The organism is Psychroserpens luteus, assembly GCF_015319355.1.
Lineage (GTDB): Bacteria > Bacteroidota > Bacteroidia > Flavobacteriales > Flavobacteriaceae > Psychroserpens > Psychroserpens luteus.
In genome coordinates this window covers 367,253-392,942 of the sequence record NZ_JADILU010000005.1, presented here as the reverse complement: position 1 = coordinate 392,942, position 25,690 = coordinate 367,253, and the positions used below count along the sequence as shown (strand labels likewise).

The 25,690-nt window shown below is 31.9% G+C and carries 24 protein-coding genes; 15 read left to right on the top strand and 9 right to left on the bottom strand.

Translation table 11 applies throughout. The features are described from left to right. Positions 1 to 6: 6 nt before the first annotated feature. Positions 7 to 570 (bottom strand): phosphoribosylglycinamide formyltransferase, encoded by a 564-nt coding sequence (purN, locus tag IM744_RS13745; RefSeq protein WP_194508716.1) that lies wholly within the window; start codon positions 568 to 570, stop codon positions 7 to 9. Between the two features lie 185 nt (positions 571 to 755). On the opposite strand from purN, the gene IM744_RS13740 reads away from it, so the two are divergent. From IM744_RS13740 to IM744_RS13700, 9 genes are all read left to right on the top strand, one after another. Further along, positions 756 to 989 carry an acyl carrier protein gene (locus tag IM744_RS13740; RefSeq protein WP_013869581.1) on the top strand — a complete coding sequence of 78 codons (234 nt, stop codon included), beginning with the start codon at positions 756 to 758 and terminating at the stop codon, positions 987 to 989. A gap of 14 nt (positions 990 to 1,003) precedes the next feature. After that, entirely contained in the window at positions 1,004 to 2,254 is a 1,251-nt protein-coding gene (fabF, locus tag IM744_RS13735; protein WP_194508715.1) for a beta-ketoacyl-ACP synthase II, read from the top strand. A gap of 7 nt (positions 2,255 to 2,261) precedes the next feature. Next, positions 2,262 to 3,005: a ribonuclease III gene (gene rnc, locus IM744_RS13730; protein ID WP_194508714.1), complete on the top strand. Its 744-nt coding sequence runs from the start codon at positions 2,262 to 2,264 to the stop codon at positions 3,003 to 3,005. 131 nt (positions 3,006 to 3,136) lie between these two features. Then, complete coding sequence (locus tag IM744_RS13725; protein ID WP_194508713.1) at positions 3,137 to 3,619, top strand: IPExxxVDY family protein; 483 nt, start codon at positions 3,137 to 3,139, stop codon at positions 3,617 to 3,619. Further along, complete coding sequence (pyk, locus tag IM744_RS13720; protein WP_194508712.1) at positions 3,619 to 5,061, top strand: pyruvate kinase; 1,443 nt, start codon at positions 3,619 to 3,621, stop codon at positions 5,059 to 5,061. The genes IM744_RS13725 and pyk overlap by 1 nt, the downstream gene beginning before the upstream one ends. Before the next feature lie 396 nt (positions 5,062 to 5,457). Further along, the gene (locus tag IM744_RS13715; protein WP_194508711.1) at positions 5,458 to 7,899 is read left to right on the top strand and encodes a hypothetical protein; all 2,442 of its coding nucleotides are present in this window, start codon (positions 5,458 to 5,460) and stop codon (positions 7,897 to 7,899) included. Between the two features lies 1 nt (position 7,900). Beyond that, the gene (locus IM744_RS13710) at positions 7,901 to 8,407 is read left to right on the top strand and encodes a hypothetical protein (protein WP_194508710.1); all 507 of its coding nucleotides are present in this window, start codon (positions 7,901 to 7,903) and stop codon (positions 8,405 to 8,407) included. Between the two features lie 64 nt (positions 8,408 to 8,471). Continuing rightward, positions 8,472 to 8,717: a hypothetical protein gene (locus tag IM744_RS13705; RefSeq protein WP_194508709.1), complete on the top strand. Its 246-nt coding sequence runs from the start codon at positions 8,472 to 8,474 to the stop codon at positions 8,715 to 8,717. 305 nt (positions 8,718 to 9,022) lie between these two features. Next, positions 9,023 to 9,199, top strand: coding sequence for a hypothetical protein (locus tag IM744_RS13700; protein WP_194508708.1), 177 nt, complete (start codon positions 9,023 to 9,025; stop codon positions 9,197 to 9,199). A gap of 163 nt (positions 9,200 to 9,362) precedes the next feature. Here the strand turns inward: IM744_RS13700 and IM744_RS13695 are convergent, their stop codons facing one another. Together IM744_RS13695 and aceB are read right to left on the bottom strand one after the other, a co-directional pair. Beyond that, complete coding sequence (locus IM744_RS13695; RefSeq protein WP_194508707.1) at positions 9,363 to 10,994, bottom strand: isocitrate lyase; 1,632 nt, start codon at positions 10,992 to 10,994, stop codon at positions 9,363 to 9,365. Between the two features lie 84 nt (positions 10,995 to 11,078). Then, positions 11,079 to 12,677, bottom strand: a complete 1,599-nt coding sequence (aceB, locus tag IM744_RS13690) for a malate synthase A (protein ID WP_194508706.1) — start codon at positions 12,675 to 12,677, stop codon at positions 11,079 to 11,081. Positions 12,678 to 12,796: 119 nt separating this feature from the next. Between aceB and IM744_RS13685 the strand changes: the two genes are divergently transcribed. Continuing rightward, positions 12,797 to 14,272, top strand: a complete 1,476-nt coding sequence (locus IM744_RS13685) for a helix-turn-helix domain-containing protein (protein ID WP_194508705.1) — start codon at positions 12,797 to 12,799, stop codon at positions 14,270 to 14,272. Between the two features lie 10 nt (positions 14,273 to 14,282). Here IM744_RS13685 and dinB read toward each other — a convergent pair whose 3' ends face one another. After that, entirely contained in the window at positions 14,283 to 15,392 is a 1,110-nt protein-coding gene (dinB, locus tag IM744_RS13680; protein ID WP_194508704.1) for a DNA polymerase IV, read from the bottom strand. Between the two features lie 43 nt (positions 15,393 to 15,435). On the opposite strand from dinB, the gene IM744_RS13675 reads away from it, so the two are divergent. Continuing rightward, complete coding sequence (locus IM744_RS13675; protein ID WP_194508703.1) at positions 15,436 to 16,038, top strand: DUF2238 domain-containing protein; 603 nt, start codon at positions 15,436 to 15,438, stop codon at positions 16,036 to 16,038. 36 nt (positions 16,039 to 16,074) lie between these two features. After that, positions 16,075 to 16,545: a CYTH domain-containing protein gene (locus IM744_RS13670; RefSeq protein ID WP_194508702.1), complete on the top strand. Its 471-nt coding sequence runs from the start codon at positions 16,075 to 16,077 to the stop codon at positions 16,543 to 16,545. Positions 16,546 to 16,591: 46 nt separating this feature from the next. Here the strand turns inward: IM744_RS13670 and IM744_RS13665 are convergent, their stop codons facing one another. Further along, positions 16,592 to 17,131 (bottom strand): cation transporter, encoded by a 540-nt coding sequence (locus IM744_RS13665; RefSeq protein WP_194508701.1) that lies wholly within the window; start codon positions 17,129 to 17,131, stop codon positions 16,592 to 16,594. Positions 17,132 to 17,224: 93 nt separating this feature from the next. Here IM744_RS13665 and IM744_RS13660 point away from each other — a divergent pair, with 93 nt between their 5' ends. Then, on the top strand, positions 17,225 to 18,103 hold the full coding sequence (locus IM744_RS13660; RefSeq protein ID WP_194508700.1) for a DMT family transporter: 879 nt from the start codon (positions 17,225 to 17,227) through the stop codon (positions 18,101 to 18,103). 54 nt (positions 18,104 to 18,157) lie between these two features. Here the strand turns inward: IM744_RS13660 and IM744_RS13655 are convergent, their stop codons facing one another. Beyond that, complete coding sequence (locus IM744_RS13655) at positions 18,158 to 20,206, bottom strand: M16 family metallopeptidase (protein WP_194508699.1); 2,049 nt, start codon at positions 20,204 to 20,206, stop codon at positions 18,158 to 18,160. Between the two features lie 12 nt (positions 20,207 to 20,218). Further along, on the bottom strand, positions 20,219 to 21,553 hold the full coding sequence (locus tag IM744_RS13650; RefSeq protein WP_194508698.1) for a M16 family metallopeptidase: 1,335 nt from the start codon (positions 21,551 to 21,553) through the stop codon (positions 20,219 to 20,221). A gap of 354 nt (positions 21,554 to 21,907) precedes the next feature. Here IM744_RS13650 and rplU point away from each other — a divergent pair, with 354 nt between their 5' ends. Next, positions 21,908 to 22,555, top strand: coding sequence for a 50S ribosomal protein L21 (gene rplU / locus IM744_RS13645; protein WP_194508697.1), 648 nt, complete (start codon positions 21,908 to 21,910; stop codon positions 22,553 to 22,555). Positions 22,556 to 22,597: 42 nt separating this feature from the next. Next, positions 22,598 to 22,858, top strand: coding sequence for a 50S ribosomal protein L27 (gene rpmA, locus IM744_RS13640; protein WP_194508696.1), 261 nt, complete (start codon positions 22,598 to 22,600; stop codon positions 22,856 to 22,858). 222 nt (positions 22,859 to 23,080) lie between these two features. Here rpmA and IM744_RS13635 read toward each other — a convergent pair whose 3' ends face one another. Together IM744_RS13635 and IM744_RS13630 are read right to left on the bottom strand one after the other, a co-directional pair. After that, a complete protein-coding gene (locus tag IM744_RS13635) occupies positions 23,081 to 24,853 on the bottom strand; it encodes a MutS-related protein (RefSeq protein ID WP_194508695.1) in 1,773 nt (590 codons plus the stop codon). Positions 24,854 to 24,938: 85 nt separating this feature from the next. Continuing rightward, the gene (locus IM744_RS13630; protein ID WP_194508694.1) at positions 24,939 to 25,685 is read right to left on the bottom strand and encodes a succinate dehydrogenase/fumarate reductase iron-sulfur subunit; all 747 of its coding nucleotides are present in this window, start codon (positions 25,683 to 25,685) and stop codon (positions 24,939 to 24,941) included. Positions 25,686 to 25,690: the final 5 nt, after the last annotated feature.

Genomic DNA, 25,690 nt, shown 5'->3' with positions numbered 1-25,690 from the left:
TATGCTTTAAGTTAAAAGCTTTTCAACGACTTTAGGGAAATGTTCCATTTCTAATTCATGAATCTTATCTGCAACATCTTGCGCAGAATCAGTCTCTAATACAGCACATTTGGCCTGAAAAATTATAGCACCTTCATCATAATGTTCATTTACATAATGTATTGTGATGCCAGTTTCATTTTCTTTATTAGTGACAATTGCTTCATGAACATTCATACCATACATTCCTTTTCCTCCATATTTTGGTAACAACGCAGGATGAATATTAATGACTTTATTTGGAAATTCGTTTATTATTTTCTTCGGAAACATCCATAAAAAACCAGCTAATACTATTAAATCTGGTTTAGAATTTCTAAGAATGTTTAAAACATCATCAGTCTCAGTAAATGCTATTTTGTTGAATGATAATGCGCTAACTTTTAGTTTTTTTGCACGATCTAAAACTTTGGCATGAGGATTGTTAGTAAGAACCTGAATGACAGAAGCATTTTCTCTGTTGTGAAAAAACTTAATTAAATTTTCAGCATTAGTGCCACTTCCGGACGCAAAAATTACAATACGTTTCATTTACAGACAAATAGTTAGTGTTATTCAAAACAAAAAAAAGAATAATAATTAACAATTAGAACGTAAAACACAAATTCTTCAAAGTAATTTTACTAAATTACCATCACATTTTTAAATTAAAGGTGTGTATTGAAATAAAGTTTTTTTATTTTTGCGAACTAAATTAAAAATTAAATTAAAAAATTATGTCAGACATTGCATCAAGAGTAAAAGCGATTATAGTAGACAAATTAGGAGTTGATGAAAACGAAGTTGTAACTGAAGCGAGCTTCACAAACGACCTAGGAGCAGATTCATTAGACACTGTTGAATTAATCATGGAATTTGAAAAAGAATTTGATATTCAAATACCAGACGATCAAGCTGAAAATATTGCAACAGTTGGTCAAGCGGTCTCTTATATAGAAGCAGCAAAATAATCCAATAAATATTTATGGAATTAAAGCGAGTTGTAGTTACTGGTTTAGGAGCACTTACACCTATTGGCAATACCAAAGATGAATTTTGGGACGCACTTATAAGTGGTAAAAGTGGCGCTGCACCTATAACATATTTTGATACTGAAAAGTTCAAAACGAAGTTCGCTTGCGAATTAAAAAACTTTAATGTTGAGGATTTTATCAACAGAAAAGATGCTCGTAAGATGGATAGATTTGCACAGTATGCTATGGTAGCCTCAGACGAGGCTATTGTAGATTCTAAGCTAGATCTAGAAAAAGTAAATAAATTACGAGTAGGTGTTATTTGGGGAGCAGGAATTGGAGGTTTGGAAACATTTCAACAAGAAGTATTAAACTTCGCAGATGGAGATGGTACACCGAGATTTAATCCGTTCTTTATTCCAAAAATGATTGCAGATATTGCGCCAGGAAACATATCTATTAAACATGGATTTATGGGACCTAATTACACAACAGTATCTGCGTGTGCATCTTCTGCTAATGCTATTTTTGATTCATTAAATATGATTCGTTTGGGTCATTGTGATGTTATCGTAACAGGCGGAAGTGAGGCAGCAGTAACCATTGCAGGAATGGGTGGTTTTAATGCGATGCACGCACTATCAACAAGAAATGAAAGCCCAGAAACAGCCTCTAGGCCTTTTGATGCGACCAGAGATGGTTTTGTTTTAGGTGAAGGTGCTGGAGCTATTATTCTTGAAGAATATGAGCACGCAAAAGCAAGAGGAGCTAAGATTTATGCAGAATTATTAGGAGGTGGTTTATCATCTGATGCACATCACATGACAGCACCACATCCTGATGGTATAGGTGTTATTGCTGTAATGAAAAATTGTTTAGAAAATGCTGGTATAAAACCTGAGGAAGTTGATCATATCAACACGCATGGAACATCAACACCTCTTGGAGATGTTGCTGAACTTAAAGCGATTTCTGAAGTGTTTGGTGACCATGCACAAAATATTAACATCAACTCTACAAAGTCCATGACTGGACATCTATTAGGAGCTGCAGGAGCTATAGAATCTATTGCGTCAATTCTCGCGATGGAACATGGTATCGTGCCTCCAACAATAAATCACAAAGTAGTTGATGAGAATATTGATCCTAAACTTAATTTAACATTAAACAAAGCACAAAAGAGAGACGTTAAAGTTGTTATGAGTAATACGTTTGGATTTGGCGGTCACAACGCCTGTGTATTATTCAAAAAATTAGATTAAATCCCGAATGAGCTTCATTCGTAACATATTAAAAAATTCCCGTTCTACTAAAGACGGGAATTTTTTTTTATTACTCAACGAGATTCTTGGCTATAAAGTTAAGAACCAGTTGTTATATATCACAGCATTTACTCATCGTTCTATGAATATCAAGGACAAAAAAGGGAATGCTTTAAATTATGAGCGATTAGAATTTGTTGGCGACGCTATGCTAAGTGCAGTAATTGCTGCTTATTTATTTGAAAAAGTACCTCATGGAGATGAAGGGTATCTAACCAAAATGCGTTCTAAAGTGGTGAGTAGAGAACACCTTAATGAATTAGGAAAGGAGTTGAAACTTATTGATTTGGTGGAGAGTAAAATTCCTAAATCTAACTTCGGAAACAATATTCATGGAAACCTTTTTGAATCCTTAGTTGGTGCCATTTATTTAGACAAAGGATATCAGTACTGTGAAAATTTTATTTTTAAACGTGTAATTAAACCTCATGTAGATATTGAAACCTTAGAAGGTCGTGTGATTAGCTATAAGAGTTTATTAATTGAGTGGTGTCAAAAAGAAAAGAAAACCTTTGACTATAACGTATATGAAGATACGGGAAATGACGAATTAAAACACTTTTCTGTAAAGCTCTCAATAGATGATAAAGTCATTGCTAAAGCAAGAGCAACCTCTAAGAAAAAAGCAGAAGAAAAAGCTTCAAAACGTGCTTTTTTTGCATTTCAGAATGAAATAAGTAAAGCATTCTAAATGACTTATTAATTTTATAACCAATCTTTACAACTACAACGTTTTCGCTTGGTTGCGTCATTAAGATTAACTAAAAGTTCACGTTTTAATAGTTAGATTGTCCTATATTTACAACATGTAGTTGATTGAATATGGCATTACACAAATTACTTGTTGACGATTTTTATGATGCTTCGTTTTCGCTAATTGCGATTCACTGTAGGCTAGAAGACTATCGTCTAGCTTATCTTCTTAATAAGCATTTAGAGCTTAATTTACGACGTAAGGAACACGATTTAGATTACAATTATTTTGATGCATCATTCGCGATTTTTGAATGGGAAAACGAAAAGATTGATAGTGTATGGCATCTTGTATCTAACGTGTGTAAGAAAGAAGAAGCTGCTTTGCAAAGCTCAGGATCTTTATTTGCTAACCAAACAACAGTCACAAGAACTGTTAATTTACTACCAGAATTAAAAAAAGTAGACTATCTCATTAAAGTATCAAATGAACATAGGAATTTTGATGAAAAGCTCATTTTAAATAAAATACAAACAATACCACAAGTTATAACAACGTATAGCGTTGATATAGACCAATTAAAATCTAAGGAACACTTAATTTTTGACTAATGCTAAGAAGAAAAAAAACCAAAATAGTAGCCACACTAGGACCAGCAACAAGTACTAAAGAAGTACTCAAAAGAATGTTGGAAGAAGGCGTAAACGTATTCAGAATCAATTTTTCACATGCAGATTACAAAGATGTTGAAGAGCGCGTAAAAATGATTAGAGACCTTAACGAAGAGTTTGGTTTCAATGCTTCTATTCTTGCAGATCTTCAAGGCCCTAAGTTAAGAGTTGGTGTGATGAAAGGAGAAGTTATCGTCAATAAAGGTGATGAAATCATTTTTGCTACCGGAAAACGTTTTGAAGGAACAAAAGAGCGTGTTTACATGACCTATGATAAGTTTCCACAAGATGCAAATCCAGGAGAGCGTATCCTTTTAGATGATGGGAAATTAATTTTTGAAGTCGTGTCTACAGATGGTAAGTCTGAAGTATTAACACGAGTTATTCAAGGAGGACCATTACGTTCTAAAAAAGGTGTCAACCTTCCAAATACTAATATCTCACAACCTGCTTTAACAGAAAAAGATATTGAAGATGCTATTTTTGCTTGTAGTTTAAAAGTGGATTGGATGGCATTATCATTTGTACGTCATGCTGAAGATTTAATGCAATTAGAGGAATTAATTAAAAAACATAGTGATCATAAAATTCCAATTATAGCAAAAATTGAAAAGCCAGAAGCAGTAGAAAATATTGATAAGATTGTTGCTTACTGTGACGGATTGATGGTTGCACGTGGAGATTTAGGAGTTGAAATTCCAGCAGAAGAAGTGCCTTTAGTTCAAAAACAATTAGTGTTACGTGCTAAACGTGCCAGAATCCCAGTGATTATTGCAACCCAAATGATGGAAACGATGATTACAAGTTTGACACCAACACGTGCTGAGGTTAATGATGTTGCGAATTCTGTAATGGATGGAGCAGATGCAGTAATGTTATCTGGAGAAACATCTGTTGGTAAATACCCAGTAGAGGTCATAACTCAAATGGCAAATATTATTAGAAGTGTTGAAGACTCAGATTTGATTAAAGTCCCACAATTACCACCACATATAAAAACGAAGCGTTATATCACAAAGTCTATTTGTTATCACGCAGCAAATATGGCAAATGATATTAATGCAAAAGCAATTTCTACATTAACAAACTCAGGTTATACAGCATTTCAAATTTCTGCTTGGCGACCAAGTGCTCATATTTTAGTATTCACTTCTAACAAAAGAATCTTAACGCAATTAAGTATGCTTTGGGGAGTTGAATCCTTTTACTACGATAAATTTGTTAGTACAGATGAAACAATAGAAGATGTAAACGCTATTGCTTGTAAAAAAGGGTATCTCGAAGTTGGAGATATGCTCATTAGTTTAGCAGCAATGCCTATTCAAGAAAAAGGGATGGTAAATACATTGAGAGTTACAGAGATTAACAGTTGTAGTTTCTAAAACTATTTAGGGCTGAGCTATTCTAAGTGTAATTTGGGCGTTACCTAAAGGTCACGCTTTCACTACTCGCTCTCTTTGAGGAGCTCAAACAGACCGTTCAATCGCTAACGCAAAAAGAACATTAACCTTGCTAATTAATATTAGTGAGGTTTTTTTATGTAAACAAATTTATTTTTAAACAAATGTTTTATTATTTTGTTTTAATACAAAAAAACTATTATATTTATATTCTAATTTGAATATTCTAGATATTCAATATTATCTCGTGTGGTGAATAAATGCAGTCTTTGTATTTGGTACTCATCAAAAAATCAAATCTAATACTATCATAAGTCACGTTTAACAATATGTTATAACGATAGCTATACTTATGTTTAAATTTTAAAAATTAATATAATGACTCAAGAAGAAATAAATCATATAGAAATACTAGATAATGATACTCTTAACAAAAAAATTATTCTTATTCCTTTAGATTTAAATAAAAAAGGAAATTTTAAAGACAGTTACTATCTTAGAGAAGAATTAATGAATTTAGGTTTTGGATCTAAAGGTCTTAATTCACTAAGTAATGAAGATCAAGAGCTGCTTAAAAACAATAAAAGTATTCTTTTTAGCATAGAAGCAAATGGGTTTACTAATAATGATGAAATTCAAGATCATTATAAAAAGTATTGGTTAATAGATAAATTATATAACTCTAGTGATGCAGTTCTTATTTTAAATTATTTTCAAAATAATTTTCAAAGCACAAATAGTAATTTGAGGTTAAAAATAAACTTAGAAGCTCATAATATTCTTAAAACAGCATCAAAAAATTCTTTAACCTTATTATCTAATAAATTATATCAAGAGCTTAATAAGAAAACAGACTTCAACTATTCTAAAACAAAGATTTTTAAAACTATTAAAAAAGAAGTAAACAAACAATCAAAAAAATTAAACAATAGAAGCAGTTTTCTTACAAAAGTATTTTCCAAAAATAATGTGACAGAGGTATATTATCAAAATATATGTAATGATTTGAACATTGTTCTACATGTATACCAAAATAAAAACACAACATACTTTGAATATACAACACTAGAAAAAGTAAAGGAAAGAACAGGTTTAAGTTTGAACGAACAACCATTTGTGGTTTTTAAAAAGAATAACAAATGGATTAAAAGCGAATTGAAAATTGACTTTTCATATAATGATGGAATTTGTTCAAAAAACGAGACTGTTTCAATTGAAGAGCAAGAACATTTTAAAACTAGAATAAAAGAGTTTATTGACTTTTCTTATTTAAGTAAAACTCAAAAGGATTACTACCAAATAGAGAAAAGTGTAAAAAAAATTCTTGAAAATGAATTTTATAAAGATGTAAAACTTAAAGTAGTTACATGGATAGAGCCTCAAGATAATGAGTATAGTCCTAATCGTTATATAGATGATAGATACAATACAAAGGGTGTAAGTCTATTTCAATCTAAGAGTCTTCAAAATTTTCAAACTTCACAACATGCAGATATTTTAATAGACATAAAAATATCTAAAGGCGGTAAGATATCTATTAGTAATAAAGTTAATCCAAAGTACCTAAAGCAATATGAGGCTAAATGGGTGAAAGAAGCAAAATTAAGAGGCTTAGAGGTTAATATACCAGAATTAAGACGACGAGTTCATAGAGATATTGAGAACCTTGCAAAAGCTGCCGATGAGTTGAGCTTTTATACCAAGTTTATTCAAAATACAAAAGCTCTTTTTCATGATAATATTGCAAGTTATGTTGAAGGTATTGCTGCAACTCAAAAAATAGCGAAAAATGTTTGGGATGTAGGCATCATTAATGAAGATACTTGGCATACCAATGGCGAATTTGCAGAGCAACATAAAAAATGGCCAGAATATTGTCAATTTCATCCAGTAATTGGTGGTATTGAAGATGGTGTTATAGATGAAATTGTTGGAATACCTATGGCTATAAAAGGGGTTTATGAGTTAGTAGTAGATGAAGAAAAACAAGAAGCTTTCAAAAATATTTTTACCAAAGATGGATTAGGAAATCTCTATGAAGGTCTAAAGCAAGAAGTAAAAGATACTTATAATGACTCTGAGAAAAGAGAACATTTTGGTGGTAAAACAACAGTTTCTGTTGTTTCAATGATGAGTGGTGCGGGATTGTTTAGTACAATAAAGAAACTTGACGATGTCGTTGATGTAACTTCAGATTTAGAAAAAGTTATACCAGACGCTAAGACTACTAAATTTCTAGATGACTTTAGAAAAGCTGACAGACATGTTGACACAGATAAAGCCTTAAAAGAAATAACAGAAGAAGTAGGAGGAGAAAACTTAAGTGATGCTGTAGATGAACTTACAGATTTAGCAGAAAACGCAACCAACAAGGGAAAAAAATATTCTTGGAAAGAAGTAAAAGCCTTTTTTAAACGGGGTAATGATTTTAATGCTAAATCAAAAGATTTGAGATGGTATGATAATAATGAAATATGGATGACACATCCCACAAAAAAATATCCAAAAGGACATAAGTTTGAAGGAAAACCTAGAAGATATCGTTTAGATTCTTGGGATATAAATGGAGACGGGAAAATTGTGTCAAGAAAAGCGACAGATTTGGATAAAATAAAAACAAGAACTTTTGAGAATTATTGCAGAGAAATAGGTGAAAAATACCTGCCAGGTTCTAAAATAGCAAATCCAGATATTGGCGATAAACTATTTGGTAAATACTATTTAGAAATACCAGATGTAAATCTTAATTTTTCTAAATTAGATGAGTATATTAAAATTGCAGAAAAATATAAAGTAATTATAATCTTTAAACCAGAATAATATGACAATACAAGAAAAAGTAGCAAAAATAGCCTACCAAGCTTTTAGAAATATAGACTTTGTAAATAAATTAAAAACTGGATCGTTAAAATATAAATTTCCTTTAGATGATGTCATGAAAAAAATGGATAAAAAAGAAAATTTGAAAGTTTTAAAAAAGTTAGGATATGATTTTAAAATTTTTACCCCAGGTCAACACTATAAATATGAAGAGGTTTTTGGAAATATTAAGCTGATATTAAGTTGTAAAATAAGTGGTGGTATTATTAATGACTATATATATATATATATTAACGGAGAAAAAATAGATGTTAATTTACTTCAATCTAATTTAGCTTTTATATATAGATATTTAATAAATGATTTGAATGCAGAAATCAGTGCATTTAAGTTCAGAGATTATATAGATTTTAAAAATGCAATGAGAGACATAACAAATATATATGAAGCGTTTAAAATTGAGTTTTTAAGGCTTATGAAAGAACAAAATATATTATCAGTGAGTTAATATTGATTAACTTATCATTGTAAAAGCTACCTATTTAAGGGAGCTTTTTTATTACGTAAATAATGTGTTTGTAACCATTTTAGAGGGTATTGCTCAAAACCAAAAAAGTGTATCAGAGAATGAGAAGATTAAATATTTAGGACTTACAATTCAAGATATTTTAAATATGTATAATAACTATTTGAAATGGCGAGATGGATGGGCAAAACAGAAAGAAAATAAATATTATGGTTGGATTCTCAAAGGTGTAAGTCGTGTTTCACATTTTATTGGTCAGTCCGTTCAGTTCTATAATAATATATGTATTTAACATTTTATTAAATACTGTTGACATCCATATGGAACTGAATTATATTTTACAATTTGTAAATCAGGCTCAAAAGAATTAATTACGTATTATCTAGAACAGGATATAACTCAAGACATAAAAAATCAGATGCTTCATTTTTTCTTACAGATAAAAATGAGGCCTTATTAAGCCTAATGATAGAAGATGAAGGGAAGTTAGTTTATGGCAAGGAATGTTATGCAATGAGCTTATCTGAAGAACTCATACCGCTTACAGAAACTGACTATGACTTCAATTAGTTGGATTCAAATGGAAATACTATCCTTATGAATTACACTTTATGCGAAGAAGTTTTTGAAGGTGATGATGCTTTTTTTTTTGAGACGATAAAGTTTTTGGTAGAAGAGGCTGGTGTAAAAACTGATATAAAAAACAAAGAAGGCAAAACTGCCAAAGAACTTGCTGTAAACCCTGAGATTAAATCTTATTTAGAAAGTCTTTAAAACTCAAACCTTAACTACACACTAACAGACTCTTCCTTTTATCTGCTTTCTTTTTTTTAGCATGAAAATTTCCTAATAAATAATAATTGGAACCACAAAAAAATGCGTTAATCTAAAAAGTTAACGCATTTATTATTTTGAAAGTTATTTTTCTATAAATAACTTATACAGCTGCACGTAGTTTTTCTACAATAGTCTTCTTCGCTGTCTTAACTTCAAACTGATTACTTGTATTATTTTCTCCTCCTGCTTTTAAAGCTTTTTCTCCAGCAAAAAATGATTTATGATCATCACCAAGATCAGATCCAGCCATTCTTTGATGTTTTACACAAGCAACTCCTTTTCTAATTTCTTGTCGTTGTACACCTTTTACATAAGCCAACATGCCTTCTTCACCAAAATAACCTTCTGTTAAATCATTCATGTGTAATGCAGTTGTGTGGTAGGTTGGAAGCGTAATTAAGTGATGAAAAATTCCAGCCTCTCTTGCACCATCTAGTTGAAAAGTCTTAATTTTCTCATCTGCACGATAGCACAATTCTGTCGCATCATATTGTGCATCCATTAAATTATTTCTATCATAAGCTGTCATATTTTCTCCTTCTGCTAGCATTTTATCATATACTTGATTACGGAAGTTTAATGTCCAGTTAAATGATGGAGAATTGTTATAAACTAATTTAGCATTAGGCACAATTTCTTTCACTCTGTTTACCATATGTGCAATTTGCTTCACATTTGGTGTTGGAGTTTCAATCCAAAGTAAATCTGCTCCATTTTGAAGACTTGTAACGCAATCTAAAACAACTCGATCTATATTAGTTCCATCTTTAAATTTATATAAACCGTTTGGTAATCTTACAGGACGAACCAATTTACCATCTCTTTTTAGTAATACATCATCTTCTCTGGCTTCATTGATAGCAATCTCTTCAGCTTCAACAAAAGCTAAATATTGAGAAGCTAAATCTCCTGGTTCTTGACTTACTGGAAGTTTTTGTGTTAAACCAGCGCCTTCAGAATCTGTTCTTGCTACAATAATTCCGTTATCAACTCCTAATTCTAAAAAAGCATAACGAACAGCATTTAATTTAGCAATAAAATCTTCGTGTGGTACTGTTACTTTTCCATCTTGGTGTCCACATTGTTTTGCATCAGACACTTGATTTTCTATTTGAATTGCACATGCTCCTGCCTGAATCATTTTTTTAGCTAATAAATAGGTAGCTTCTTCATTTCCGAAGCCAGCATCAATATCTGCTATGATAGGAACAATATGGGTTTCAAAATTATCTATTTGATCTTGTACATCTTCTCCCTTTTTAAGTCTTTTGAATAAATCATTTAATTCTATAGCATCTGCCTGACGTAAAAAATCATAGATTTCTGCTATAAGACTAGGTACTGCGGTTTTTTCGTGCATAGATTGATCTGGTAATGGTCCAAATTCTGAACGTAATGCAGCAACCATCCAACCAGAAAGGTATAAGTATCTTTTGCTAGTTGTTTTATGATGCTTTTTAATTGCAATCATTTTTTGCTGTGCAACAAAGCCATGCCAGCAACCTAAAGATTGTGTGTAATTTGAAGGATCTGTATCATAAGCAGCCATGTCTTCTCTCATAATAGCAGCTGTATGCTTAGCGATATCTAATCCTGTGTTAAAACGATTTTGAGCAACCATTCTAGCTGCACTTTCCGGATTTATGGCATTCCAAGAGTTGCCATACTTTGCTTTTAGGTTTCTTACAGTTTCTAATGCAGAACCATAAGTGCTTTGTGCTAAATTTTTCATAATTTTGTGTTTACTTATTAAGGTTTTTTCTAGATTTTGATAATGTAGTCTCGCATACTATTCCAGTAGTTGCGAGACATTTTTTTATATGTATTGGTAAGCAGGAAGCGTTAAAAACTCTTCAAATTTTTCTTGTGTTACTAGTTTATTAAACAATTCTATTGCTAATTTAAATTTGGTGTTTACGATGTTATCTTGGCCTATTTCTGTAATAATCTTTTCAACTTCGTTATCAAAAATGTCATCAAATAATGTTCTGGTAAATAGTCTTCCATCTTCTAGTTTGACTTCATTTTTTAACCATTGCCAAACTTGAGTTCTTGATATTTCTGCAGTCGCAGCATCTTCCATTAAATTATAAAGTGCTACAGCTCCATGACCTCTTAACCAAGCTTCAGTATATAAAATACCAACATTTATGTTTTTTCTAATTCCAGCTTCTGTTACTGTTCCTTGAGGTATTTCAACCAAATCTTGCTCTGTGATATGTACATCTTCACGTAAAACTTGTAATTGGTTTGGTGTTGACATGTATTTATCAAACTCCTTCATAGCGACTTCCACTAAATCTGGATGCGCAACCCAAGTACCATCGTGACCATTTTTTACTTCACGCTCTTTATCTTTTCGTACTTTTTCTAAAGCTGCAGCATTGGCTTCTTCATTATTTTTAATAGGAATTTGCGCAGCCATTCCGCCAATAGCAAGAATTCCTCTTTTGTGACAACGTTGTATCACTAGTTTAGAATATGCATCCATAAAAGGTGTCGTCATTGTTACTTGATCACGATTAGGAACCACAAAGTTTGGATGATTTCTAAATTTCTTGATATATGAAAAGATGTAATCCCAACGTCCACAATTTAAACCTACAATATGATCTTTAAGTTCGTAGATGATTTCGTCTAATTGAAAACTTGCAGTAATCGTTTCTACTAAAACCGTTGCTTTAAAAGTTCCTTGTGGTGCATTTAGATAATCTTCAGCAAAAGAAAACACCTCATTCCACCAACGAGCCTCTAAGTAATGTTCTAACTTCGGAAGATAAAAATAGGGAGCAGTTCCGTTATCTAACATGGTTTTGGTATTATGAAAAACGTACAAACCAAAATCTACTAAACTTCCTGAAGCTTCTTCATTATTAATAAGAATATGTCTTTCATTTAAATGCAAACCTCTTGGCCTCACTAATAAAACAGCAGTTTTAGGATTTAATTGATACGACTTGTCTTTTTTTGCATCATATAAAGAGATTGTCTTTTTATTAGCATCTATTAAGTTTTGTTGACCTTCAATTGTATTTGCCCAAGTTGGTGTATTACTATCCTCCAAATCTGCCATAAACGTTTTTGCTCTAGAGTTTAAGGCATTAATGATCATTTTTCTGTCTACAGGACCTGTAATTTCAACACGTCTGTCTTGCATATCTAATGGGATACTTCCTGCAGTCCAATCACCATCTCTAATGTTTTTAGTCTCTCTTGGAAACTCAGGGAATTTTCCAGTATCAAAAACATCTTGTTCGTGTTCGCGTCTTTTTAATACATTTAATCTTTTAGAATTAAATTTTTCATGCAATGCAGTAATAAAAGCTAAGGCATCATCCGTAAGTATTTCTGGATAGTAATTTTTAACTTCTTTAGCGAATTGTGTTTTCGGTTGTTTTAAAAGCTTGTTTTCCATCTTATTATAATTTTACACTACAATGATATAATAAACTTTTTAAAAATCCTAGCGAACGTTCGCTAAAAATATTTATTCGCCGAAAAAGTATATTCGCAAAATAGATTATATTTGCTACTATGGAAGAAGATTATATTAAACTCATATTTGGCTTAAAGCTAAAGCAGATAAGGACTGAAAAGAATTTATCCTTATTTGGTTTGTCCAAACTTTCTGGTCTTTCAAAATCGTATTTAAACGAAATTGAAAAAGGAAAAAAATATCCGAAACCAGATAAAATTTCTATGCTTTCAGATAAACTTGACGTTCCTTATGATCAAATGGTGTCTTTAAAGTTGGATAAAAATTTAGCTCCAATAGGAGATATATTACAATCAAAAATTTTAAAAGAAATCCCGTTAGAACTTTTCGGGATTAAGGAAAGTAACTTAATAGATATTGTGGCTAATGCGCCAGCAAAAGTAAACGCATTTATAAGTACTATCATTGAAATTGCTCAGCATTATAATTTTAGTCGAGAAAGTTTTTTCTTGGCTTCTGTACGAACATTTCAGCAAGCAAATAATAATTATTTTGATGATTTAGAACAACAGGTTTTAAAGTTTTCAAAAGCGTATCTCGTTGATTTAACAAAGCCAGTGTCGTCAAAAGATTTAGAGGAAATCTTAATTGAAGAATATGGATATGTTATCATAGAAGATGAATTAAGTAAATATGAAGCTTTAGAAAATTTACGTTCTGTTTTTGTGCCTAAAACTAAAACATTATTACTTGCAGATGGAATAGATGAAGCACAACGTTCTTTCATTTATGCTAAAGAAATAGCATGTAATTTTTTAGAAATTAAAGACCGATTATATACATTTCCATGGATAAAATTTGAGAATTTTGAACAAGTTCTTAATAATTTTTATGCTTCATATTTTGCAGGAGCATTACTTATTCCTAAAGCAAAATTGATATCTCAATTAGATGCAGTTTTTGAAAAAGACACATTTGATGAAGCCTTATTCATTGAAGCAATGAACGCTTTTAACGCATCACCAGAATCATTCTATCAACGTTTAACTAACATCTTACCAAAAGCATATAATATTCAAAATTTATTCTTTTTAAGATTTACTCATAAAGCAGGCAGCGAGAAATTTCATTTAAATAAAGAGCTTCATTTATCATATCAGCATTCGCCTCGTGCTAATCAAACCAATGAGCATTATTGCAGGCGTTGGGTTTCCTTAAACGTTTTGAAAGATATTAGTAAACATAAAAAAACGCATGAATTTGATCTTCAAATCTCTAATTATAAGGATGATGATGCCAAATATTTAGTATTGTCATCTGCTACTAAAGATCCTTTTAGAGATCATCAATATAGAAGCATTACTGTTGGGTTATTGATTAATAACCAATTAGAACGTAAACTAAAATTTCTGGGAGATAAAACTATGAAATCTCAAGAGGTTGGTGTCACCTGTGAACGATGTTCTATCAAAGATTGTGATGTAAGACAAGCACCAGCATTAGTTTTGGATCGAGCTGCTAAAAACAAAAAAATAGAAAATATTGTTGAAGTGTTGAATCAAAAATTTGATTGATGTATGGAGTTTAAAATTCAAACTTTAACTGCACACTAACAGGTTCTTCTTTTATTTCTTTTTTCTTCTTTTTAGAATCCTCAGTATTCAAATTAGATAAAGAAATTCCTAACAAGCGTACCGAATTACTCATTTTTTCCTGAAACAACAAATCTTTAGCAGTTTCTAGAATAATGCTTTTATCACTAACAAAATAGGGCAAGGTTTTGCTTCGTGTTTGTAATGTAAAGTCACTATATTTTATTTTGAGTGTTACTGTTTTTCCGGAGACTTTACTTTTGCTGAGTCGCTTGGCAACCTCTTCTGCAATATGCTCTAGTTTTTCTAGCATGAAAATTTCCGAAGATAAATTCTCACTAAACGTACGTTCTGCAGCGAGCGATTTTCTAATTCGGTTGGGTTTCACTTCACTCGTGTGAATACCTCTAACAACATGGTAATAGTAACGTCCTGACTTTCCGAAGTTATCATCTAAATACTCTAATGATTTTGATTTTAAATCCTTACCGGTAAAAATCCCTTTTTGATACATTTTTTCGGCAGTAACTTTACCAACACCATAAAACTTCCTGATATCTAAATCCTCTAAAAACTGAAGGACTTCCTCTGGATTCACGGTTTTTTGTCCGTTGGGTTTGTTATAATCACTCGCTACTTTGGCAATAAACTTGTTGATAGAAATTCCTGCAGAAGCTGTTAAACCTAACTCATTAAAAATGCGAGTTCTAATCTCCTGAGCTAATAACGACGCACTCGGATTTCCTTTTTTATTCTCAGTCACATCCAAATAAGCTTCGTCTAGAGACAAAGGCTCAACGAGATCTGTATAATCAAAAAAGATGCTGCGTACCTTTTTTGAAATCTCAGTATAACGTGCAAAATCGGTTTTTACGAAAATAAGATGTGGACACAATTTGATAGCCAATCGACCTGACATGGCACTTTTTACGCCAAATTTTCGTGCCTCATAGCTAGCAGCATTTATAACACCTCGAGTTCCACCACCACCAACAGCAATGGCTTTACCTTTTAGACTTGGGTCATCCATTTCTGCTACAGAGGCATAAAATGCGTCCATATCTACATGAATAATTTTTCTAATTGGTAATTCGCTTAGCATAAAACAAATTTATAATATCTTTGATTTAATCGATGCGCAAAACATGAAACTTATATACACTCTTTTAGGATTAATAGTTTTATTATTGATTTGGTCTGCTATTGATCCTTTTGAATATTTCACGTGGTTTTTGGAGGTTTCACCTGCTGTGATTGGTGTTTTGGTGCTTATATTCACTTTTAAAAAATTTAGATTCACAAATTTTGTCTACGTACTCATATTTTTTCACTGCGCCATTTTAATCATTGGAGGTCATTACACGTATGCCGAAGTTCCTTTGTTTGATTGGCTTCAAGAAACCTTTAACCATACCAGGAATAATTATGATAAGGTAGGTCATTTTGCTCAAGGTTTTGTGCCAGCAATGATTGCAAGAGAATTATTAATTCGCAAAAAAGTTGTGAATTCAAAAAGTTGGCTCAATTTTATTGTGGTTTGTATTGCTATGGCAATTAGCGTGACTTATGAGTTTATAGAATGGGCAGTTTCATTGGGAACTGGAGAAGGAGGAGATTCTTTTTTAGGAACTCAAGGTTATATTTGGGATACACAATCTGATATGCTTTATGCTACGATTGGAGCTGTTTTGGCTTTGATTATCTTCGGAAAACATCATACTAGCGAAATAGAAAAGTTGAATGCATAATGTTAATAATAAGATACCACTTTCGTGGGCATTACTATGATAGAAATAGAACGTAAATTTTTAGTGACTTCGGAAGCATTTAAAACCGAATCCCATAAACACACAAGGATCATTCAGGGGTTCTTAAATACAAATCCAGAGCGAACAGTTAGAGTTCGAATAAAAGGTGATAAAGGTTTTTTAACCGTTAAGGGAAAATCAACTAACGATGGCTTATCGCGTTTTGAATGGGAGAAAGACATCTCAAAACAAGATGCAGAAGCGCTTTTAAAACTATGTGAAAAAGGTGTGATTGATAAAGTTCGATACGAAGTTAAAATGGGAGAACATGTTTTTGAAGTTGATGTGTTTCATGAAGAAAATGAAGGTTTAACAGTAGCTGAGGTTGAATTAAATCATGAAGACGACATCTTTAAAAAACCAAATTGGTTAGGTGAAGAAGTTACAGGTGATAAGCGTTATTATAATTCTCAATTAAGCCAACATCCTTTTAAGAATTGGTCATAAAAAAACCACTCAAAAGAGTGGTTTTTTAAATTTTATGTAGCTTGAATTAAGCTTTTTTAGCACAACAGTCTTTTTTACAATCCTCTGCACAAGCCATTTTTTCAGCTTCTGTTTTGTTAGCACATTTTGCTTTACAAGCAGCTTTTTCAGCCTCTGTCTTGTTTGCGCAATCTGCAGAACACTCATGTTTTTCCGAAGAAAAATCTTTTACAGTATGCATGTCTTTTACTTTGTAAGTATCTCCTGCTTTTGCAACAGCTTCTTCTAAAGTTTTTGGAGTTACCATAGCCTCATCATACTCAACCATTGCTAATTCTTTTTCAAAATCTACTTTTGCAGATTTTACACCATCCATTTTAGCAATCTTTTTCTCAATAGTCTTTGCGCAACCCATTGCACAAGTCATACCTTCAATACCAAATTCTGCTTTTGCGTAAGTTGCATTAGGATCTAATTTTTTAGCAGCATTTGTATTGATTTCTGTTGTAGTTTCTACCGTTTTAACTTCAGGTTCTTTATCACTTTTACAAGCAATAATTGATACAGAAATCAAAGCGATAGCTAATATGTTTTTTAATGTCTTCATAGTATTAATAGATAATAATTTAAACAAATTTAATAAATATTGATGTTCCTTGCGTTAAAATTAACGAATTTTGTGAATTAGCTAAGAAAACCTATGAATGACAACTCTAAAAAATGGCTTTTTCTCTTAATTTTATCACTTATTTGGGGTAGCTCTTTTATCTTAATTAAAAAATCATTACTAGGTTTAACACCTTATCAATTAGGTGCATTGCGAACAATAATTACAGGAGTTTTTTTATTTGCTGTTGGTTTAAAAAGCTTGAAATCCATTAAGAAAAGTGAATGGAGATGGGTTGTTGTCTCAGGTTTTTTAGGCTCCTTTATTCCTGCTTTTTTATTTGCCATTGCAGAAACAGAAATTGATAGTGCAATCACATCGATTCTTAATTCTTTAGTACCTTTAAACGCTATTTTACTAGGTTTCGCAATTTTTAAAATTGGTTTTACCAGACGTCAATTTTTAGGAGTGATTATAGGTTTTATTGGTACGAGCATATTAATTTTACAAGGAGCAGACTTAAATCCAGATCAAAATTACCTTTACGCTGGTTTCGTTATAATTTCAACAGTGATGTATGCTCTTAATGTAAATATCATTAAAAAACATCTTCAAAATGTGAAGCCATTGAGTATTGCAACGGGAAATTATGTGGCCATTATTATTCCAGCCATTGTTATATTATTGTTTACAGATTTCTTTTCTGAAAGTACATTTGCACATCCAGACTTTGAAATGTCAATAGTTTATGTTGTTATTCTTTCTTTCTTCGGAACTGCGCTCGCTAAAGTTCTATTCAATACATTGGTACAAATCTCGACACCTGTTTTTGCATCGTCAGTGACATATTTGATGCCAGTTGTGGCTTTGTCTTGGGGTTTATTAGATGGCGAAATTTTTGGACCTTTACAGATAGTTGCTAGTGTGATTATATTGTTAGGAGTTTATCTGGCTAATAAAAAGAAGGCATAAAAAAAATCCGAAGTAAAATTACTCCGGATTTTTAGAATTTATGTATTTAGATGATTAGTCAAAATCAGCATCTGTAACACCTTCGTTTACTTTTACAGATTTTACTGCAAAATCAAAACGACGTGGTCCAGCTGTTTGTCCAATTTTGAAAGGAAATTTAATTCCTCCAATATCTGTATAATCAGCATAGAATACAGATTGAGAACCGGCTTCTGATGTTTCAACTTGTTTGATTTTCAAACCTGTTTCAACACTGTAATATAAAGTCTTGTTGTCACCAACATTAATTTTATAAGCATTTTCACCGTCAATATTTTCAATTTTTTCTAAAGTAACACCACCATTTAGGTAGTTAACTTCAGGAAAAGGAGAAGATTCTACTTTAGCTTCTACTAACTCTTCTGGAGTCATGTCTTTACGTTGGCCTTGAACAACAACATATCCACCTTCACCATCAACAACAGACTTCATAAATGATTGTCCCATTGCAGTAACCTCAGACATTGATTGATTTTTAGATGTTTTCTTTAATTCTAAATTCATCATTACTCCTGGTTGTAATTCAGCTTCTGCAGTCATATAAACAGAGTTCACTTTATCTAGAGCTGCTTTTCCTCCAATAGCATCGATATATGATTGCATTACTTTAGTCGCATCCATATCTGCAGGCATTTCTATATCGTAAGTTGGCTTATCTGTTGCAGTAGCATATTTATCATAGTATTTAATTGGAATACCTGTTTTTTCAAGGTTTTCTAATACTTCGCTACCTTTCCCGATAACAACAATACGAGCATTTTCAGTTTTAAAATACTTGTTAGCAACACGATTTACATCATCTGCAGTAACTGCATTTATTTTTTGTAAATATGTTGTGTAGAAATCATCTGGAAGATCATTCAACTTAATATTTAAAGCATAACGCGCAATAGTTTGAGGGCTTTCTAAAGCCAATACAAAATCTCCAACATATTTAGCTTTTGCATTCTTAAGCATATCTTGCTCAACAGGTTCGGTCTTAATGCGATTAATTTCTTTCAACGTTTCAACCACAGCACTATCTGTTACCATGTTTCTAACAGCAGCACCTGCACTAAAACGTGATGCGTACTTATCTGTTCCAATACCAGATCTAGCGCCATAAGTATAACCATGTGCTTCACGAAGATTCATGTTTAAGTAACTATTAAAACCGCCTCCTAAAATTTTATTTGCAATTAATACAGAGTGGTAGTCGTCATCTTTCATTTCTAAATCTACATTATTAGTTAATGAGATATTAGATTGAACAGCGTTTGGCATATCCACAAAATTGATTTGTGTGTATTGTGCATTAGGAGCTTCATCTTTAACGGTATAATCTACTCCTACAGATTTTTCCCATTTAGAAAAATGTTTTTCTATTTGTTTTTTAACATCTTTAAACTTAACATCACCAACAACAACTAAATAAGCATTGTTAGGGGTGAAATAGGTTTCATAAAAAGCAACAGCATCTCCAAAAGAGACATTGTTTACAGTTTCTTCTGTAGTAAACTCGCCATAAGGGTGATTTTTACCATAAGATAAAGCAGATCCAACTCTACCTGCTACAGCATCTACACTATTTTCTTCAGTTTTTAAGCCATCAATAAGTTTCGCTTTTTCTTTCTCAAACTCTTCTTCAGTTAATAATGGATTGATTGTAGCATCTGCCATTAATTCTAAAATACGATCTGAGTATTTAGATAATGAGCTAGCAAAACCACCGCTGAATCCAAAGTTTAGTCTTGCGCCAAGAAAATCAACTTCTTCATTAAATTCATCTTTAGAAATGTTTTCAGTTCCATTACCTAACATAGAGCCAATTAAACTCTCAACACCAGCTTTATCACCAACAGTCATTGGTTTGTTGTCAATAGTTAACGAGTATGAAACTCTAGGTAATTTATGATTTTCTACAACTAAAACAGTTAGACCATTTTTTAATGTAAATTCTTGAGGTTTCTCCAGTGAGATTTTTGGAGCTGGTCCTGGTTCTGGCATTTTAGATCGATCAAGTTGTGCAGATGCACCAACCGACATTAAAAATGCTACTATTAATACTGATATTTTTAATTTCATTTTCATTTATTTTTAGTTGGCAGTTTTTTCTTTTGGTAAATATTCCAATTCTACACGTTGATTAGGATTCAAATATTTTTTTACAACATCTTGAATTTCTTGTCTTGTGATAGATCTATAGATTTCAATTTCAGAATTAATTAAATTGATATCATCATATAACATATAGTTTCTTACTAAAGAATTTGCGATACCTTGAATGCTTGAATTTGAATTTACAAATCTGTTTTCAAATTTATTTTGAAGTTTTTGATAGTCATTTTCTGAAATGAGCTCAGTTTGCATTTTTGCGATTTCAGAATCCATTTCGGTAAGTAATGCATCTAAAGTTGTGTCTCCCAGCGGAAGACCATAAATAGCATAAATACTATAATCCATTTGATCAATATTAATAGCACCAACTTGAAGTGCCATTTTCTTATCATCAACAATTGTTTTATATAATTTAGATGTTTTACCATCACTTAAATATGCAGAAACCATACTTAATACATAAGCATCACGTTCTTTAAAACCAGGAGTTCTATAAGCAGTTATGATTGCAGGAATTTGAATGTTTGGATCGTAAAATTTAGCATCAATCTTCTCTGTAATAGGATCTTCTTTTGCAAAGTTTCTTGTAGGTATTGGTCTACTTTTAATTTCTGAAAAGTACTTTTCAACTAATTTTTTAGCTTCTTTACTGTCAATATCACCAGCAACAACTAAAGCTGCATTATTTGGTCCATACCAATCTTTTAAATACTGCTGAAACTCTTCTAAAGTAGAGGCATCTAAATCTGCCATCTCACCAATATTCTTGTTTTTGTATGGGTGTTTAGTGAATAAATTTTCACTTACAGCTGCTAAAAACTGACCATAAGGAGAGTTATCATAACGTAAGCGTTTTTCTTCTTTAACCACTTCATTTTGTGTATCAACACCAACCTGATCAATAACAGGATGCATCATACGCTCAGATTCCATCCAAAGACCTAATTCTAAATTGTTAGAAGGAAATACCTCATAATAGTATGTTCTATCAAGGGATGTGTTGGCATTGTTGCTTCCACCATTTGAAGAAACGATTGTGAACCATTCTCCACGGTCTATGTTTTTAGTACCTTCAAACAAAAGGTGCTCAAAAAAGTGAGCAAATCCTGTACGAGGAGCATCAGCAGTTCCTCCTAAATCTTTTCCTCCAACATTGTACATGACACCTACGGTTACTACTGGTGCAGTATTGTCTTGGTGTAAAATAACGTGAAGTCCGTTATCTAAATCAAATTCTTCAAATTCAACCTGTTGAGCTTTGGCAGAAAAGCCAACAAGCACCAAAGAGGCTAGAATTAATAGGTAATTTTTCATTGTGAGTTTGTTTTAATTAATTGTGATTTTGTTTTAATTTTTTTAAATGCGTAATACAAGTGTTCCATTTTGTTAAAATGTTACACTTATTCCACAAAAATAACGAATAGCATTGCTTTTATTAAAGTTTTATTGTAAAATAAATCTTAAAATCAAGCTATAAAGCTTTCAAATAAATATCTCTAATGGTGTTATTTTAAAATTTTAGAAGGATAAAAAATAGATGAAAACATACATTCTACTTCAAAATAGACATATCGTTTGTAAATTAAGGAATTAGAATGTATATTTGCACCCGCTTTCTGAGGAGAAAGCACACATTTTAATAAAAATAATTAATAAAAACGTTACGCTATGTACGCAATTGTAGAGATAGCAGGGCATCAATTTAAAGTTGAAAAAGACCAAAAAGTTTTTGTTAACCGTTTAGCAACAGAAGAAGGTAAGAAAGTAGATTTCGATAACGTTCTTTTAATTGGTGATGGTGACAATACAACTTTAGGCGCCCCAGCTATAGATGGAGCACTAGTAAGTGCAAAAGTCTTAAGACACCTTAAAGGTGACAAAGTAATAGTCTTCAAAAAGAAAAGAAGAAAAGGTTACCGTGTAAAAAATGGACACAGACAATCTTTATCTGAAATCGTAATTGAAAGCATTACTACTTCTGGAGCTAAGAAAGCTGCTCCAAAGAAGGAAGCTAAAAAAGAAGAAGCAAAAGCTGTTGCTCCAAAAACTGAAACTAAGAAATCAACTGATAAAGCTGATGACTTGAAAAAAGTTGAAGGTATTGGACCAAAGATCGCATCAACTTTAGTTGAAGCAGGAATCGCAACATTTGCTGACTTAGCAAAAACAGATTCTGCTAAAATTTCAGAAATCATCGCAGATGTTCGTGGAAATCACGTAACAGATACATGGCCAGCACAAGCTCAAATGGCTGCTGATGGTAAATGGGATGAGTTACAGAAATGGCAAGACGAATTAGATGGTGGTAAAGCATAATTGCTAAATCACTTAAGTATAACAATATAAAACCTTAAGACAATGGCTCATAAAAAAGGAGTAGGTAGTTCTAAAAATGGTAGAGAATCAGAATCAAAACGTTTAGGCGTTAAGATCTTTGGTGGACAAGCAGCAATAGCTGGTAACATTATCATTAGACAAAGAGGTAATACACATCATCCAGGTGAAAATGTGTATGGCGGAAAAGACCACACTTTACATGCTAAAGTAGATGGTTTAGTAAAATTCACAAAGAAGAAAGATGGTAAGTCTTTTGTTTCTATTGAGCCTTTTGAAGCTTAATTGAATTTTACCTTACAATATTAAAAACCCATTCTAATTTAGAATGGGTTTTTTGTTTTTAGTCATTCAGAGCAAAGCGAAGAATCTTTGAGACTAAAAATAAAAAAGTGAGATTCTTCGCTACGCTCTGAATGACATATTGCAATAATTTTTTTTGGAATTAATTATATTAGAGCCAACCCTTTACTTCTGTTATTTTAATTAGAATAATAGCATATAAGACTAATCCACAATCTCCATTTTCTTCAATAAGAAACTCGCATTCATGTTCTGGCAAATCCCCTTTTTGAATTTATAATCAAAATAGAGTTCGTCGTTAACGATTTCAGCATCAAAATAATAGTTTTTCACTTCGCTGAGTTCCTCGGAAATTTCGCAAAGACTCAAATCGTGTGTTGCAATAATACCTGTAGCGCTTCCAGCCACCAATTTCTCGACGAATTTTCGTGAACCAATAGCTTTATCAGTACTATTTGTCCCTTTTAATATTTCATCTAAAATAATAAAATAAGGCTCTTTTACTATGGCGTCAACAATGAATTTTAATCGTGTTAATTCTGAAAAGAAATAACTGCTATCATCTGTCAATGAATCATTTGTTCTCATGCTTGTGATGAGTTTTACAGGAGAATAGATACTTGAAGTAGCACAAACAGGCAAACCAACATTTGCCATAACAATATGTAAGGATATTGTTCTTAAAAATGTGCTTTTACCTGCCATATTAGCTCCAGTGACAATGAAGAATTCTTTGTTTTTGATTAAAACATCACTGTTTACACGTTTTGTTTTTTCTAATAATGGATGTCCTAAATCTTTAGCGTCGATGACAGCATTCTCTTCGGAAATTTTAGGATAAGTTCCTTCTTGATGATTAAAAGCATAATTTCCTAAACTGTTATACGCGTCAAAAAAGGAAACGACTTCAAACCAATCGTCTACTTTATTTGCATAGGTTTTAATCCATTGCTCTACTTTGTATGCATTCCTAATGTCTAATAATAAATACCCATTTCCTAAGAGCGCTCCAAAGAGATTATTTCTATTATCTAGTGCATCTAAACACTTAGAGAATTCTGAAAATATTAAGGAAGCTTTTTTGTCTTCAGATTGTATTTTTTGTTGTTTTTCTTGTAGTAGTTTAGAAGTAAATGTTTCGTTTTCTATTTGCAGTAATAATGATGCGTATTGCCTAAAAGTATCTTTTGTTTTATCTGTATTTGAGGCTAGAATATTGATGTTTTTGAGGTATATGCCTGTAATACCTAATCCTGCAAAAATCCAATATCCGAAAAACTCGATCCCTATAATTTGAAAAATTGCTATTGCTAGTAATGCAACTGATATGAAAGTAAATAACCATGTTGCCCAAACCATTCGTTTTGGAACAAAGGTTATATGTGTTTTTAACCATTTAATTATGGTAGGAGCAGAAGTTTCGGTTTTTATGAGACTTGCTGTAGCTGCATAAAGTTGAGTCCATTCCGTTTTTTGTGATAATTCTTTAATGGCTTCTTGTCTATCTTCAATATTAGAAACGTTATTTGCTTTTAACGCGTTTGCTATTTGCGATTCACCTTCCGAAGAACTTGTGCGATTGATATATTGAAAGAAAGACCCTTTTCCGAAGAGGTCGATATCTAAGCTATAAAAATGTAACGGATCTTGAAATTGTTCTCCTGTTGGTCTATGATGAAATTCTCCAGTTGCTATTTTTAACTCTTCTTCATTTATAGTTACTAATGATTTAAGGAGTTCTCGTTTTGCCTTTTTATTGGTGTATTTAGATAATAGAAAAAGAAAAATTGCTAATGCTAAAACACCTATACCAATTGCAATTTGCCAATTTGGAAGTACTAGGTAAATGGTAAAACCTGCAAGTAGAAATATAGTTAAGCGCAACATACTGTACAATAGCAGTTGCTTATGAAGTACACTAACTTCATTTTTATGTGTTTCTAGTTGTGATTTATAAAATGATATTGAATAATCCATAAATTAATTTAAGGTATAAAGAAACGAAAAAACCCAAGTCGTTACAACTTGGGCTTAAATATATTTATATTATAATGAGTTTAGCTTAACCTTTAAGCGATGCTTTTAAATACTCACGATTCATACGAGCAATGTTCTCTAAAGAAATCCCTTTAGGGCACTCTACTTCACAAGCTCCAGTATTGGTACAATTACCAAAACCTTCTTCGTCCATTTGCTTAACCATGTTTAAAACACGATCTGTAGCTTCTATTTGTCCTTGAGGTAGTAGCGCAAACTGCGAAACTTTAGCACCTACAAATAACATTGCTGATGAGTTTTTACAAGAAGCAACACAAGCGCCACATCCAATACATGTTGCAGAATCAAAAGCGGTATCTGCATCGTGTTTATTAATAGGAATTGTATTTGCGTCAATAGTATTTCCAGATGTATTTACAGAAATAAATCCTCCAGCATGTTGAATACGATCAAAAGAAGTTCTATCTACAATTAAATCTTTAATTACAGGAAATGCAGTTGCTCTAAATGGTTCGATAGTAATCGTGTCTCCATCTTTGAACATACGCATGTGTAACTGACATGTTGTTACACCACGATCTGGTCCATGAGCTTCTCCATTAATATATAAAGAACACATTCCGCAGATTCCTTCACGACAATCGTGATCAAAAGCTACAGGTTCTTCATCTTTATTAATTAGTTGTTCATTTAAAACATCTAACATTTCAAGGAAAGACATATCTGGTGAAATGTCGTTGACTTTGTAATCAACCATACTTCCTTTATCACTTGCGTTTTTTTGACGCCAAATTTTAAGTGTTAAATTCATAGTTT

Coding starts and splice junctions, on each gene's coding strand:
- IM744_RS13710 (WP_194508710.1), top strand. CDS start 7,901: ATGACAATACAAGAAAAAGTAGCAAAAATAGCCTACCAAGCTTTTAGA.
- IM744_RS13660 (WP_194508700.1), top strand. CDS start 17,225: ATGAATGACAACTCTAAAAAATGGCTTTTTCTCTTAATTTTATCACTT.
- IM744_RS13695 (WP_194508707.1), bottom strand. CDS start 10,994: ATGAAAAATTTAGCACAAAGCACTTATGGTTCTGCATTAGAAACTGTA.
- IM744_RS13685 (WP_194508705.1), top strand. CDS start 12,797: ATGGAAGAAGATTATATTAAACTCATATTTGGCTTAAAGCTAAAGCAG.
- pyk (WP_194508712.1), top strand. CDS start 3,619: ATGCTAAGAAGAAAAAAAACCAAAATAGTAGCCACACTAGGACCAGCA.
- rplU (WP_194508697.1), top strand. CDS start 21,908: ATGTACGCAATTGTAGAGATAGCAGGGCATCAATTTAAAGTTGAAAAA.
- IM744_RS13665 (WP_194508701.1), bottom strand. CDS start 17,131: ATGAAGACATTAAAAAACATATTAGCTATCGCTTTGATTTCTGTATCA.
- IM744_RS13675 (WP_194508703.1), top strand. CDS start 15,436: ATGAAACTTATATACACTCTTTTAGGATTAATAGTTTTATTATTGATT.
- IM744_RS13700 (WP_194508708.1), top strand. CDS start 9,023: ATGAATTACACTTTATGCGAAGAAGTTTTTGAAGGTGATGATGCTTTT.
- IM744_RS13630 (WP_194508694.1), bottom strand. CDS start 25,685: ATGAATTTAACACTTAAAATTTGGCGTCAAAAAAACGCAAGTGATAAA.
- IM744_RS13725 (WP_194508713.1), top strand. CDS start 3,137: ATGGCATTACACAAATTACTTGTTGACGATTTTTATGATGCTTCGTTT.
- purN (WP_194508716.1), bottom strand. CDS start 570: ATGAAACGTATTGTAATTTTTGCGTCCGGAAGTGGCACTAATGCTGAA.
- IM744_RS13740 (WP_013869581.1), top strand. CDS start 756: ATGTCAGACATTGCATCAAGAGTAAAAGCGATTATAGTAGACAAATTA.
- IM744_RS13715 (WP_194508711.1), top strand. CDS start 5,458: ATGACTCAAGAAGAAATAAATCATATAGAAATACTAGATAATGATACT.
- IM744_RS13670 (WP_194508702.1), top strand. CDS start 16,075: ATGATAGAAATAGAACGTAAATTTTTAGTGACTTCGGAAGCATTTAAA.
- rnc (WP_194508714.1), top strand. CDS start 2,262: ATGAGCTTCATTCGTAACATATTAAAAAATTCCCGTTCTACTAAAGAC.
- rpmA (WP_194508696.1), top strand. CDS start 22,598: ATGGCTCATAAAAAAGGAGTAGGTAGTTCTAAAAATGGTAGAGAATCA.
- IM744_RS13655 (WP_194508699.1), bottom strand. CDS start 20,206: ATGAAATTAAAAATATCAGTATTAATAGTAGCATTTTTAATGTCGGTT.
- IM744_RS13650 (WP_194508698.1), bottom strand. CDS start 21,553: ATGAAAAATTACCTATTAATTCTAGCCTCTTTGGTGCTTGTTGGCTTT.
- IM744_RS13635 (WP_194508695.1), bottom strand. CDS start 24,853: ATGGATTATTCAATATCATTTTATAAATCACAACTAGAAACACATAAA.
- fabF (WP_194508715.1), top strand. CDS start 1,004: ATGGAATTAAAGCGAGTTGTAGTTACTGGTTTAGGAGCACTTACACCT.
- dinB (WP_194508704.1), bottom strand. CDS start 15,392: ATGCTAAGCGAATTACCAATTAGAAAAATTATTCATGTAGATATGGAC.
- aceB (WP_194508706.1), bottom strand. CDS start 12,677: ATGGAAAACAAGCTTTTAAAACAACCGAAAACACAATTCGCTAAAGAA.